Below are 13,256 nucleotides of genomic sequence, written 5' to 3'. Positions count from 1 at the left end.
TTCGCGAAGATCCATCGAATAAGGCTTGCCCATCCATGCTGACCTCCTTGCCCAGCATGAAGGTTGAATCAGATTTGCACGCCTAAGGGAATCCCAAGCCGATTCAGTCTCATTTCATCCCGCTCTAGTTCAGAAGAATATTGCTGGATTTGCATCCAGTCGTCGGAAGAGTGCAGAAATTTTGGTCAAGAATTGGTAGCATGAAGATCGTTGTTTTGTCTGACCTGCATGCATTTTGCTCAGATGCCCGTAAAGCCTCTGACGGCAAGGCCTCGTTGCCTCCCTCGCTTATTGATTTCTCAGCCTCCACAAGAAAACCGAACATCGATCCGTTGGTTGGCTTTATCAAGTTGTTCGAAAGAGGAGAGATCGAACATCCAGATCTCCTGATTGTCGGCGGAGATTTAGGTGATAAGGCGGATGCTCACGCTATACAGTCGACCTGGAGAGAGCTTTCCTCGCTCACTGACAAAAACCCTGCAACCAAACTTATCGCGACCTGCGGCAATCACGACCTGGATACCCGTCACAAGCAAAACAAGTTTGACCCTCGTGGCTTTCTTAGGACCTTGGAGCCAGGTTTCCCCTTTCCGAATACTGTCGAGCACAAGATCAATCTTCTAGAGTATTGGGCGAACCATTTTTCGGTTCTGGAAAGTGATCAGTACCGTGTTTTAAATATAAATTCCTGCGCATTCCACGGCTTTGGAACTGATGCTGAGCCTGAATTGGAACATGGAAGGATCAGCGATATAACACTCGACGGAATCGAGGAGTGCATAAAGACAACAGTCCAGGCAGCACCGCACAAGCAAAACATTTGCCTATTTCATCACCACATTCGTCCGGTATCAACAGATAGTTTCGATGACAAAAGCACGATGAAGGGATCAGAGCGCCTTGCTAGTATGTTAAGTAAACCTCAACTCGGAGAGTGGTTCATCATTCACGGGCATCGGCATCGCTCCAATTTGTTTTGCGCTGGAGGAAACTCGGCTCCTATTGTACTCTCTTGTGCCAGTTTCGCGGCGACAAGAATCGGTGATGAGCATAATCCGTCGCCGAACCAATTTTATGATATCGAGTTGGAAGAAGTAGGCGTCGGACAGGTTGCTCGCGTGGCTGGCTCAATCCGTGCGTGGAATTGGACACCGAGCATTGGCTGGCAATCGAAGACCAGCATACCAGGCGGACTCCCAGTCGTGTCAGGCTTTGGATACCGAGGGTATATCCCGGATCTCGCCAAGAGCATTGGAGCGGTGATTAAATCTTCGGGAAAAGTCGTCTGGGGCGACTTGGTGAATGGATTTCCTGATTTGCGGCGACTTATGCCTTCCGACAATGAGTTCCTTATCAAGTCGCTTGAAATGATTGGCGTCGTAGCAACCGAGGGTGATGGGCAAATCAGAGAACTGGCGCAAAAAAATGCATGAGAACCCCTTTTTTGACACGTTCAACGCCAAACATAAAACAGATGCGGAGATCGCCGGGACTTTTGTATCTCCGCCGAATGCGCTTGAACGCCTAATTGGAAAGGGACATACCGTATTATCCGGTCCTCGCGGGTCCGGAAAAACAACGCTGCTGAAAATGTTGACCTTGCCGGCTCTAAATAAATGGAGAGGGGAGGAAGCCAACGAATTGAAGCGGAAAATCGATTTTGTTTCCGTATTTATAGCAGCCGATAGAAGTTGGCACGGGCAGCTTACCGGACTTTCCAAAGAAATACCCGATGTGAGCGCAGCAGAACTACTGGGAATGAGTGCTTTCACGACGCACATCTTTAAGGCAATCACTGCAACGTTCATCGATTGGGAGAACCTGCCGAATTCTGATGGGCTATTTTATTCTGAGCTTGTTGTAACGCTTAATCCTCAAAAGGAGCGAGGGATTTGCGAGCAGCTTGCGGATCTTTGGCTGCTGAAGCCTCGTGCTTTCACATTTGCGGAAATTAGAGCCGCGTTGTCACAGAGATTGGCACTCATTGGCATTCTAAGAAATCAGCTAAAGTTTGGTAGTCAGCCATTAGCCCGCGAGGAGAATAGATTTCTCTATGTCGATTATCGGGAGGGGATGCGCGGCGCCGCAGCCATTCACAATCATATATCCGGCTTGGATAGCCGACGCTGGAGCTTCCTATTTGACGAAATGGAAGTGGCCCCGTCCTTTGTTCAAGAATCACTGTTTTCCGATCTAAGAGGCGAGATTGATAGACTTAAAATCAATTACAAGTTGGCCTTGGCGCCGTTTAATAAGAATTTCCGAGCGTCTTTTGACGATCAAGGTGCATCGCATACCCATGACTACAGTCACATCGATTTAAGCTTTGCTCGAAAAGAAAGCGGATATGACTTCTCTCGACGTTTATGCAATCTGATGATCGCACAAACCGGTATTGCCGCCGATGTCGAGAATCTGCTTGGCTCGTCATATTTCGCATTCGAGGACGACGATGCGAGCGACCAAGATGCGTTTGGGAAGAAATATGGCAGTGCGAAGCCGTTAGGGAGGGTCTTCCAGTCATTAAGCGAAAAGGATTCAAGCTTTCAGAACTATCTTCAAGTCCGCGGAATTGATCTGTCGAATGTTGAGGATCTCGACGAAAAATCGGCAGCAAAAACACTTCGAAAAGTCAGAAATATCGTCGTTCTGAGGGAATATTTCTCGCGCCCTTCAAAATCAGGCCTGAAGATTGAGCAGCTAAATAGCCGCTCCAGAAAGAGTTACATACTATATTCCGGAAATCCCTCAATGCTGGCATTAACCGAGGGAAATCCACGGAATCTAATCAATATTTTCGCCCCTCTTATTGCAGAGTACAAGCAATTGGAGGGCACAAGAAAGGTATCTGAGGCGCGGCAGGCGGATGAGATACAAAAGGCCATCCGGGTTATTCGTTCGTTATTAAAGACTGTTCCACACCGCAGCCGTCGGCATCAAGGAAGAGGGCTTCTGCCTTTCCTAGATAGCATAGGCACCGCACTTCATAGAGGATTAATGTCGGCCAAGTTCAGCGATCAGCCTCCGCTGTCTTTTCGTGTCGATCATGGGGTAAATCCCGACGACCTATCTGCGATTGGTAAGGCACTGAATATTGGAGCGCTCGTCTACATACCAGATCAGGACTCGGAAGATATACTTTCAAGCGTCGTAGGCAATCGGTTTCGCTTGAACTATCTTCTTGCAGCGCATTACAAACTTCCTCTATCGCTAGATAGAGAAATCAATCTTTCCACTCTTCTGAGCCAACATAGCGGCACCCGCCAGGCCAGAATGGACTTTAGTGATGACAATTGACCTGTTTAATACGAATTTAGATGAAGATATTAATTTCGATCTTTTAATTTTTGCCGTCGGTTACGAAGCTAGAGCGCGACATATAGCCGAGAAATACTATAGAAATTCCGAAATAGTTCTGGGGTATGTCTTTCCTGACGGTCATATTCTCAGTTTTGACGACAACATGCAATTTTTGAAACAGGTGGGCGGTCACAGGTTGGAGAGCGGCGCACGCATCAGAGATCGCTTGAAAGAGTTAAGCTCCCGACCGGATTTCTCTAAAACTAAGATCTGTATCGACGTTTCCTCGCTAAATCGTGGCGCGATGGCCTCCCTCTTGGCGGAACTTCTAGATTCCGAGTTCTTTCACCAGGCTGAGATTTCCGTTCTTTATTCCGTCGCGGTTTTCTCACCTCCTCCGCACGAGGAGTTCGACTTTCTCGATTTTTCGCCGCTTGAGAACTTTGGCGGATGGACTTCTAATCCCGAACGCCCCACGGCTCTGATACTTGGACTTGGTTATGAAACCGATCACGCGGTCGGTGCTCTAGAGTTTCTTGATCCGAGCGTGACGTTCGCTTTCTTTCCGATCGGCAGCGATACCCAGTTTGAGCAACTGGTTGGCGAAGCGAATAGCTCGTTTTTTGAGTTGATTAGTCCAGATCGGATCATCAAGTATCCAGTGCTCTCGCCGTACCAAACGTTCTGGGAAATGCGGTCTCTGATTCTATCCCTTCGCGAAGTTGCCAGAACGGTTTTGGTTCCGATGGGACCAAAAATATTCTCTAGTCTTTGTCTGGTGTCGCAACGAATGTTCGGCGATGAAGTCTCGATTTGGCGCGCCAGCGGTCATTCGCTCGCGACTGCGCGGGATGCCAAAGCCTCAGGTGAGATCACTGGCTATCTGATCAAGCAGGTTGATTGAGGATAGCTCATTTGCAAGAGTTGCGACTGGTGTGATCGGTGTTTTAGAGTGTTTCTCAGATACTAACCTTCGGCGTCGATCGCACCGTTGCATGTTTAGGGCAACGACAGATCGCACCTACCTACGTCCAGAGGCGGACCGGCGGTTCTCGCCGGATGTTTGGTTCGTTCAAGGGTGACGGTCGCTCACCCCCCCGCCAGCCGCGGCAACAAAAAAATCTCCGCCCCCTCCGGCAGCTTCTTCGACCACGTATCGCGATAGATCGTCCCGTCGATGGCAACCGCGATGCCTTTGTCGATCCAGGGTTCGAGGCCGGGATACTGTTCAGCCAGTTTCCTGAACAGCTCCCTTATGTCCTTGGCCTCGATCTCGACCTTGCTGTTGCCTCCGGCGGTCGCGGCGAGCGAGCCCCAGAGCGTTACTTCGACCATTCGCGAAGACCCCTATTCGGGATGGAGCATGATGTTATCCGAAAACCGCTTCGCACTTTTCGGCATCATGCTCTAGCCGCCTCGATCGCCGCCAGGATGCGCGGCGGCGACATCGGGATATGCGTCATGCGCACGCCCGCGGCGTTCGACACCGCATTGGCGATCGCCGCCAGCGGCGGCACGATCGACGTCTCGCCGACGCCGCGCACCCCGTAGGGGTGGTTGGGGTTGGGAATCTCCAAGATCTGCGTGTCGATCATCGGCAGGTCGGAGCAGACCGGGATGCGGTAGTCGAGGAAGCCGGCGTTCTGCAGCCGTCCGTCCTTGCCGTAGATATACTCCTCGTTGAGCGCCCAGCCGATGCCTTGCGCCGCACCGCCCTGGTACTGTCCCTCGACATAGGTCGGGTGCACCGCCTTGCCGGCGTCCTGCACGACCGTGTAGCGGATGACCCTGGCGGCGCCGGTCTCGGGATCGACCTCGATATCGCAGATATGGGTGGCGAAGGAGACGCCGGCGCCATCGGCGACGAGCTCGCTGTGGCCGGCGATCGGTCCGCCGGTCTTGCCCGACTCGACCGCGATCTCCTTCAGCGACAGCTTGCCGAGATTGCCGTGCTTCTCGCCCTTGGCGATCGCATGGCCTTGTTCCCAGACCACGTCGTCGACGGAAATGTCCCACATCTGCGCGGCGCGCTCGCGCAGGATCTTGATCGCGTTGCGGGCGGCCGAAATCGTTGCCATGGAAGAGGAGAAGGTGCCGCGGCTGCCGTCCGTCATGTCGTTGTAGCCGAGGCTGGAGGTGTCGGCGACGATTGCCTTGACCTGGGAATAGTCGATGCCGAGTTCCTCCGCCGCCACCAGCGACAGCGACGCGCGCGAACCACCGACATCGACCGTGCCGACGGCAAGCGAGACAGAACCGTCCATGCCGATGTTGAGATCGGTGCAGGTCTGGCCGCCGAAGTTGAACCAGAAGCCGCAAGCCATGCCACGGCCCTGGTTCGGGCCTAGGGGCGCCTTCATGTGCGGATGGCTCTTCACCGCCTCGAGCGTCGGGCCGATGCCGATCGGGCCGTAGACCGGGCCGTAGGAGGACCTTGTGCCTTCCTGCGCGGCGTTCCTGATGCGGAAGTCGACCGGATCCATGCCGATCTTCTTGGCCAGCTCGTCGACCGCGCTTTCCACCGCAAACGCGGCCATCGGCGCCGAAGGCGCGCGGTAGGCCGCGGTCTTCGGCCGGTTGACCAGCACTTCGTAGCCGACCGTCTTGACGTTATCGAGCTTGTAGCAGGCGAACGCCGTCATGGCGCCGATCTCGGCCCAGGAGCCGGCATACGGGCCACAGCTGTAGCGCAGCGTCGCTTCGGCGGCGGTGATCGTGCCGTCCTTGCGGGCGCCGATCTTCACGTCGATCGAGGTGGCGCTGGTCGGACCCGAGGCGCGGAACACCTCGTCGCGGGTCATCACCAGCTTCACCGGCCGGCCGGCCTTGCGCGACAGCGCCAGCGCCACCGGCTCGGCCCAGACATGGGTCTTGCCGCCGAAACCGCCGCCGATCTCCGAGGAGGTGACGCGCAGTTTCGAGGCTTCCATGCCAAGCAGCTGGGCGCAGTGCTGGCGGTAGACGAAATGGCCCTGCGTGCACACCCAAAGGTCGGCGGTGCCGTCGGAGCTGAAATTCGCCACGCAGGCATGCGGCTCGATATAGCCCTGGTGCGTCTGCTCGGTCTTGAAGGAGCGCTCGACGATGAAGTCGGCGTGGCCGAAACCCTGATGGACATCGCCATGGCCAAACTGGCTGCGCTTGGTGACGTTGGAGGGTTTGACCGGCTTTTCCTCGAGCCCCTCGGTGAAGATGGCATCATTGATCAAGGGCGCCGTGTGCTTCGCCGCCTCGTCGACATCGGTGACATGCGGAAGCAGCTCGTACTCGACCTCGATGAGCTTCAGCGCCTGCCTGGCGGTGCGGGCGTCGATCGCAGCGACCGCAGCCACCGCGTGGCCGTCATAGAGCGCTTTCGTGCGCGCCATGCAGTTGTCGAGGACGTCGTACATGGCGGCATCGCCATCGGTGAGGTCCGGCAGGTCGGCCGCGGTGATCACCGCCTTCACGCCGGCGAGCTTTTCCGCCTTCGAAATGTCGATCTTGACGATCCTGGCGTGGGCGTGCGGGCTTCTGAGAACACGCCCGATCAGCTGGCCGGCCATGTTGAAGTCGGCGCCGTAGCGCGCGCGGCCCGTCACCTTGTCGATGCCGTCGGGACGGATCGGACGCGTGCCGACGGAGGCGAATTTACGTCCGGAAAAACGTGGATCGAAATTCATCTCAGGCTCCCTTCATCACGATGGCCGCGTCCTGGACGGCGCGCACGATCTTGTCGTAGCCGGTGCAGCGGCAGAGGTTCCCGGCGAGGCCGAAGCGGATTTCTTCCTCGGTCGGGTCGGGGTTCTTGGCCAGGAGGTCCTTGGCCGCGATCAGGAAACCCGGCGTGCAGATGCCGCATTGCAGCGCCGCATGCTCGAGGAACTTCTGCTGCAGCGGATGCAGCGTGTCGCCATGGGCCATGCCCTCGATGGTCTCGACGCGACGGCCTTCAGCCTCGGCGCCGAGCACCAGGCACGAGCACACCAGCCGATCGTCGAGGATGATGCTGCAGGCGCCGCAGTCGCCGGTGCCGCAGCCTTCCTTGGCGCCCGTCAGCCCCAGCCGATCGCGCAGGACGTCGAGCAGCGTCTCGTCGGGCTGGCAAAGATATTCGACAGCGTCGCCGTTGATTGTCGTTGAAACTGCTACACCAGCCATCATTTGCCTCCTGCACGTGCATAGGCGGTCGTTGCGGCCCGCTTGGCCAGCACGCCCGCAACTTTCCTCCGGAATTCAATAGTGCCGCGCTTGTCGTCGATGGGACGGCATGCCCCCGCGCAAACCTTGGCGAGCCGCTCCAGCGTCGCCTCGTCCAGCCTGGAGCCGATGAGCACCTCCGCGGCCTCTTCGACCAGAAGCACCGTCGCCGCCACGGCGCCCAGCGCCACGCGGGCCGATTTGACCACACCGTGCTCGTCGAGCGTCAGGTTCACGCCAGCGCTGACCACCGCGATGTCCATCTCGGTGCGTGGAATAAAACGCAGATAGGCGTCGCCCGAGCGCGGCTCGCGCTTGTCGAGCAGGATCGCCTCGATGATTTCGCCTTTGGCCAGCGACGTCTTGCCCGGCGCGGTCGGCACGCTCTGCACGGGGATCGTGCGCCGGCCCGCCGGCCCGACGATCACTGCCTTGGCGCCGGCGGCAACCAGCGCCGGCACGCTGTCGGCGGCCGGCGATGCGTTGCAGAGATTGCCCACGATGGTGCAGCGTCCCTGCACCTGCTTCGAGCCGATCAGCTTGGCCGCCTCGACGACACCGGGCCATGCCTTCTTGAGGGCGGTGTTCTCCCCCAGGACGGCGCAGGGAACCGCCGCGCCGATGCTGAAGCCTTCAGCCGTTTCCCGGATCTCGCTCAAGCCATCGATCGCCTTGATGTCGACGATCAGCTCCGGTTCGGCAAAGCCGCCCTTCATTCTGACCAGGAGGTCGCTGCCTCCCGCAAGAATGGCGGCCGTACCAGCCGACCCGGCCAACTGGCCAACGGCATCTTCTATTGAAAGCGGACGTATGTAGCGCATCGTCTCCCCTTGGTCATCGCGATTTCAGCGACCGTTATAAACAGTCTCCTCATAATGGCTATCCGGTTCCTCATCTGCGGCGATTAGGCCAGGTGCCGCAATATCCAGTCCAACAGACCGAAAGTGGCGCACTGAATGGCAGCAACCGGCTTTGAGACGAGTTTCGTGAAACTTCGGTTGTGGATCAAGTGCGCTCATTCGCTTTTGTCCGCCTTTGGACCGGAACGGCCTCAGCCCGTCGACGCGCTTTCCCCGGAAGACCGTTTCACATTTTTCTTGGAATTGCCCTAGAGATCGGCCTCGGCGAAGATGCGCGACGCCCAGTCGAGGAAGACGCGCAGGCGTGGCGAGAGCTGTCTGTTCTGCGGGTAAAGCGCCGACAGCGGCGTTGGCGAGGGCGTGTAGTCGGCCAGCACCTCGACGAGCGTCCCATCAGCAAGGTCCTTCTCGAAGCGATAGCGCGGCGCCTGGATGAGGCCGAGGCCAAGCCGCGCCAGATCGGCGGCGGTGTCGGAATTGTTGGCGGCGACGCGGCCGGGCAGCCGCACCTCACGGATATTGCCGGCGACGGTGAATTCGAACGGAAGGGTCTCGCCGGTGCGCGACGAAACAAAGCCCACGGCCTGGTGACCGTCGAGCGCATCGGGGGAGGCGGGCGTGCCGTGGCGTTCGAGATAGCCCGGGCTGGCGCAGGTGATCTCGCGGATGACAGCGAGCCGCCGCATGATCATGCCGCTGTCGGGTAGCTCGCCGACGCGGATCACACAGTCGACGCCTTCACGCACGAGATCGACCAGCCGGTCGCTTTGGCCGATCTGCAGGTCGATCCTGACATAGCGGTCGAGGAACTCCGGCAGGCGCGGCAACAGGAATGTGCGGGTGAGCAGCGTGCTGGCGTCGATGCGCAGCAGGCCGAAAGGCTCGGCATTGCGGAAGGCGGCCTCGGCATCCTCGATTTCGGCCAGGATCGACAGGCAGCGCCGATAGTAGGCTTCGCCGTCCTGCGTGGCGTTCACCTGCCGCGTCGTTCGTTCCAGAAGCCGCGCGCCGAGATGCTCTTCCAGCCGCCTGATCGATTCCGTCGCGGTTGAGCGCGGCAGGCCGAGATCGGCCGCGGCAGCGGTGAAGCTGCGTCGCTCCAGAACGCGAACGAAGAGCCGCATCGTGTCCAGTCGATCCATGAGCTTTTGTTCGCAGTTTCCGAATAGTGATGTCAATAGGTGGCTGATTATCCGGAAAGCGGGCCGGCCTATATCCGTGTCACCAACACGGAGAGACTTCCATGACATCCAAGCAAACAGATACGGGTGGCCAAACCAGAACCGCGATCGTGACCGGCGCCTCCAAAGGCATCGGCGCCGCCATCGCACAGCGGCTCGCCCGCGACGGCGTAGCCGTCGTCGTCAACTATGCACGGGGCCGCGCCGAGGCCGAAGAGCTTGTGCGCAGCATCCAAGCCGGCGGCGGCAAGGCGATCGCCGTTCAGGCCGATATCGCCGATCCAAACGGCATTGCATCACTGTTCGACGCCGGCGAGAAGGCGTTCGGCGGCATCGACATCCTCGTCAACAATGCCGGCGTCATGAAGACGTCGCCGATGGCGCAGACCGACGATGCTTCGTTCGACACGCAGATCGCGATCAATCTCGGGGGGGTGTTCCGCGGCATGCGGGAAGGCGCGCGCCGGCTTCGCGACGGCGGCCGCATCGTCAATTTTTCCAGCAGCGTCGTCGGTCTCTACCAGCCGGGCTACGGCGTTTACGCCGCCACCAAGGCGGGTGTTGAGGCGATGACCCATATCCTGGCCAAGGAGCTTGGCGCGCGCCGCATTACCGTCAACGCGGTGGCGCCCGGGCCGATCGAGACCGGGCTGTTCACGGACGGCAAGAGCGAGGCGCAGATCGAGGCCATCGGCAAGATGATCCCGCTCGGCCGGCTCGGCCAGCCCGATGACATTGCCGGGCTGGTCTCGTTCCTGGCCGGTCCGGACAGTGCTTGGGTCAACGGACAAATCATCCGCGCCAATGGCGGCGTCGTCTGAGCCGTCACCGACCGCTCCACCCCGAACCTGAAATTCCACAGAAAGGAAAAGATCATGCCATTCGCCAACATCAAGTTACCGCAAGCGGCGCTCTCCAGGGCGCAGAAGGAAGACCTCATCCATCGAACGACCGCGATGTTCGTCGACTTTTTCGGCGAGGGTGTGCGCCCCTTCACGATGGTGCTGGTCGAGGAGGTCGCTGACGGCGGCTATGGCCGGGCCGACGAAGTGTTTGTCGTGCCGGAAGTTTTTCGCGCAAAGGAGTAGTGCCGGGCCGACCTCCTCTCCCGACTTCGTGAGGCGAGGAACTCCAGTCTAGTAAAGTTTGCGCCAGAACCCCCACCCGGACCTCCGGTCCGACCTCCCCACAAGGGGGAGGTAGGGAGCCAGCTTTTCCGCATTTCCAAAAAGGGGCTGTTCGGCAGGCGGGCAGGGCGTCTTCCTGACCCTCCCCCTTGTGGGGAGGGTCGATGCGAAGCAGCGGGGTGGGGGTCTGCGCGGCGCTGCTTGGGTTGCAAGCGCAGGCGCCTTCTACCTCAATCGCCCTTCGTCGCACCAATCCAGTCAGCCGCCATTTCGGCAAACAGCCAGTCGCGGAACGCCCTGATCTTCTTCTGACGCAGCGCGCCGTCGCGGTAGACGACGTAGTAACGCGAGGCGGATTTCAGCGCGCGGTCGAAGGGACGAACCAGCCGCCCGGCGGCGAGGTCGGCCGAGACCAGCGCGCTTCGGCCCAGCAGCACGCCTTCGCCGTGCACCGCGGCTTCGACGGCGAAGGTGGCGGAATCGAAACGCACGCCACGCTTGGGGTCGACATCGCCAACGCCGGCCTGTTGCAGCCATGTCGCCCAGTCGATGCGAAAGGCGTCATGGATCAGTTTGTGATGCCTGAGATCCGTGGGCAGGCGCAACGGATGTTCGCCTTGCAGCAGTTCCGGGCTGCAGACCGGGAAGACCTCTTCATCGGCGAGAAATTCCGCGGTCACCCCGGCATAGCCGCCCTTGCCGTAGCGGATGGCGATGTCGATGCTGTCGCTGACGAAATCGGAAAGCACGCCCGAGGTCGACAGCCGCACGTCGATGTCGGCGTTGGCGCGGTGGAAGCGATGCAGCCTCGGCACCAGCCAGCGGCCGGCAAAACCGTCCGATGTGCTGACATTCAGGATGCCTGCCGTGCGGTCGGGCGTGGCGGCGATGGTGGCGGCGGCGATCTGGTCCAGCGCCGTCCGGACTTCCGATGCGTAGGCCGCGCCCACCGGGGTCAAGCGCACGGACCGCGTTCCCCGATCGAAAAGCTGGATGCCCAGCCTGTCCTCGATGTTGCGGATGGCGCGGCTGACCGCGCCATGGGTGACGTTGAGCTCACCCGCCGCCTTGGAGAAACTCAGATGCCTGGCGGCGGCCTCGAAGGCGGGCAGGGCAGTGAGGGGCGGCAATCTGCGCGGCATGGTCCACCTGTGAGTTTCGCTCACAAATCCTGCACAAAGAGTCGTTTGTCGTCCAGCCCGAAAATGTCCAATCTATGGGTGTTCCGGCGCATCACCACGGCGCTGAACGACCAGCAATAGTGTGAGCGATCGTCATGCTTGTCCCCAGCGGACGGCGCCGACACGCTTGAGCCCAGCAACACAGGAGACGGACTATGAACCCGACCTTCCAATCCATCACCGCTGCGACGAGCGGTCTTGCACTCAAAGCCTCTGCAGTTGTCGAGCGCCGCCGCATGCTGCGCCAAGTTTCACGCTTCTCGAACCATCGCTTGCACGACATCGGATTCGAGCGCGACTGGGACGGCTCCATCCTGCGCAATGGGAGGGCGATATGACCAGCACCCTAATCATCGGCGCGACGGGGCTGCTCGGCAGCGAGATGGCGAAGGCCAGCGCCCGCAATGGCGATCGCCTGCACGTTCTGGTCCGGCCTTCAACCGCAGGCAATGAAGAGCGGCTGCGCCCGCTGAAGGAGCTCGGCGCCAAAATCCATGTCGGCGATCTCGACGACTATGACAGCCTTGTCCGCGCCGCCAGTGTGGTGGACCGCGTCATCAGCTCGGTGCATGTGCATTCGGCCAGCGAGATGACGCTGGTGCGGGCGCTGAGCGATGCCGACGTTTCCCGCTATGTGCCTTCCGCCGGCTTCGGCCTCGACTTCGCCGCCGCCGCCCCAGGCTCGATCCCGCCGCTCGACCTCAAGCGAGCGGTGTTCGACGCGATCCAGGAGTTCGATCTGCCCTATACGGTGATCTACACCAACGGCTTCTTCTCGACCTGGGTGGCGACGCTGGGCGATCTGATGCGCTTTGGCTCGTCGCCCTTGCCGCCCGATGAGGTGACGCTTTATGGCGGTGGCGATGTGCCGGCGACGTTCGTCAGCGAGAAGGACATCGCCGCGGTCACCTTGCGCGCGCTGAATGACCCCGGTGCCATCCGCAGCGAGATCCGCATCGCCCGAAACAAGATCACCCAGAACGAAATGATCGCTCTGTGGCGCCGGGTGAGCGGCCGCTCGCCGCATATCGTCCCCCAGAGTGCGGCGGAGCTTGAGGCGATGATCGCGTCAGCACCCTGGCTCGGACTGCTGCGGGCGTTCTGGATACGCGGCGAGACGGCGCTCGAGACGGCCACGCCGGAAGCCGGCGCGCTCTATCCGGAGCTGACGTTCGAGACCATCGAGAGCGCCTTTGTGGCGATGGCGGGCACCGCTGGGCGGTAGTAGCAGAAGCGCGGCGTTGCAACTGCGATCTCTCCCACAAGTGGCAGGGCTGTCGCATATGGAATTCCTGAGATGTCTGCCCGGCACGGACCCCCACCCCTAACCCCTCCCCACAAGGGGGAGGGAGACTTCCGTTGGCGCTGACCCAAGAGAATCGCCTGTCTTTTCGGCGCCAAGAAGAATTAAAGGCACGCGGCAGCGTT

13 protein-coding genes are annotated in these 13,256 nt (G+C 59.5%); 7 read left to right on the top strand and 6 right to left on the bottom strand.

Annotated features, from left to right (window positions below; genetic code table 11):
* Positions 1–200 precede the first annotated feature (200 nt).
* From EOA13_RS35270 to EOA13_RS35260, 3 genes are read left to right on the top strand one after another with little or no spacing between them, the layout of a single operon-like run.
* Positions 201–1,433, top strand: coding sequence for a metallophosphoesterase (locus EOA13_RS35270; protein WP_164780539.1), 1,233 nt, complete (start codon positions 201–203; stop codon positions 1,431–1,433).
* The gene (locus EOA13_RS35265) at positions 1,396–3,297 is read left to right on the top strand and encodes a hypothetical protein (protein WP_127297798.1); all 1,902 of its coding nucleotides are present in this window, start codon (positions 1,396–1,398) and stop codon (positions 3,295–3,297) included. The genes EOA13_RS35270 and EOA13_RS35265 overlap by 38 nt, the downstream gene beginning before the upstream one ends.
* Complete coding sequence (locus EOA13_RS35260) at positions 3,287–4,204, top strand: hypothetical protein (RefSeq protein WP_127297797.1); 918 nt, start codon at positions 3,287–3,289, stop codon at positions 4,202–4,204. The genes EOA13_RS35265 and EOA13_RS35260 overlap by 11 nt, the downstream gene beginning before the upstream one ends.
* Before the next feature lie 185 nt (positions 4,205–4,389).
* Here EOA13_RS35260 and EOA13_RS35255 read toward each other — a convergent pair whose 3' ends face one another.
* The 5 genes from EOA13_RS35255 to EOA13_RS35235 form a co-directional block, all read right to left on the bottom strand.
* Entirely contained in the window at positions 4,390–4,635 is a 246-nt protein-coding gene (locus EOA13_RS35255) for a MoaD/ThiS family protein (protein ID WP_027035223.1), read from the bottom strand.
* 65 nt (positions 4,636–4,700) lie between these two features.
* Positions 4,701–6,962 (bottom strand): xanthine dehydrogenase family protein molybdopterin-binding subunit, encoded by a 2,262-nt coding sequence (locus EOA13_RS35250; protein WP_127297796.1) that lies wholly within the window; start codon positions 6,960–6,962, stop codon positions 4,701–4,703.
* 1 nt (position 6,963) lies between these two features.
* Positions 6,964–7,440, bottom strand: a complete 477-nt coding sequence (locus tag EOA13_RS35245; RefSeq protein ID WP_023813348.1) for a (2Fe-2S)-binding protein — start codon at positions 7,438–7,440, stop codon at positions 6,964–6,966.
* The gene (locus EOA13_RS35240; protein ID WP_127297795.1) at positions 7,440–8,300 is read right to left on the bottom strand and encodes a xanthine dehydrogenase family protein subunit M; all 861 of its coding nucleotides are present in this window, start codon (positions 8,298–8,300) and stop codon (positions 7,440–7,442) included. Before EOA13_RS35240 ends, EOA13_RS35245 begins: the two co-directional genes overlap by 1 nt.
* 287 nt (positions 8,301–8,587) lie before the next feature.
* Entirely contained in the window at positions 8,588–9,481 is an 894-nt protein-coding gene (locus tag EOA13_RS35235) for a LysR family transcriptional regulator (RefSeq protein WP_127297794.1), read from the bottom strand.
* Positions 9,482–9,582: 101 nt separating this feature from the next.
* Here EOA13_RS35235 and EOA13_RS35230 point away from each other — a divergent pair, with 101 nt between their 5' ends.
* Together EOA13_RS35230 and EOA13_RS35225 are read left to right on the top strand one after the other, a co-directional pair.
* Positions 9,583–10,341 carry an SDR family oxidoreductase gene (locus EOA13_RS35230; RefSeq protein ID WP_127297793.1) on the top strand — a complete coding sequence of 253 codons (759 nt, stop codon included), beginning with the start codon at positions 9,583–9,585 and terminating at the stop codon, positions 10,339–10,341.
* A gap of 54 nt (positions 10,342–10,395) precedes the next feature.
* Positions 10,396–10,608 (top strand): 4-oxalocrotonate tautomerase family protein, encoded by a 213-nt coding sequence (locus EOA13_RS35225; protein WP_127269408.1) that lies wholly within the window; start codon positions 10,396–10,398, stop codon positions 10,606–10,608.
* A gap of 269 nt (positions 10,609–10,877) precedes the next feature.
* Here EOA13_RS35225 and EOA13_RS35220 read toward each other — a convergent pair whose 3' ends face one another.
* Entirely contained in the window at positions 10,878–11,789 is a 912-nt protein-coding gene (locus EOA13_RS35220) for a transcriptional regulator GcvA (RefSeq protein WP_127297792.1), read from the bottom strand.
* 194 nt (positions 11,790–11,983) lie between these two features.
* On the opposite strand from EOA13_RS35220, the gene EOA13_RS35215 reads away from it, so the two are divergent.
* Together EOA13_RS35215 and EOA13_RS35210 are read left to right on the top strand one after the other, a co-directional pair.
* On the top strand, positions 11,984–12,166 hold the full coding sequence (locus EOA13_RS35215) for a DUF1127 domain-containing protein (RefSeq protein ID WP_127297791.1): 183 nt from the start codon (positions 11,984–11,986) through the stop codon (positions 12,164–12,166).
* Positions 12,163–13,053: an NmrA family NAD(P)-binding protein gene (locus tag EOA13_RS35210; RefSeq protein WP_127297790.1), complete on the top strand. Its 891-nt coding sequence runs from the start codon at positions 12,163–12,165 to the stop codon at positions 13,051–13,053. Before EOA13_RS35215 ends, EOA13_RS35210 begins: the two co-directional genes overlap by 4 nt.
* Positions 13,054–13,256: the final 203 nt, after the last annotated feature.

Source organism: Mesorhizobium sp. M7A.F.Ca.US.011.01.1.1 (assembly GCF_003998295.1).
Classification (GTDB): Bacteria; Pseudomonadota; Alphaproteobacteria; order Rhizobiales; family Rhizobiaceae; genus Mesorhizobium.
Note: the sequence above shows the minus strand (reverse complement) of the source record. Positions and strands in the feature narration are given on the sequence as shown.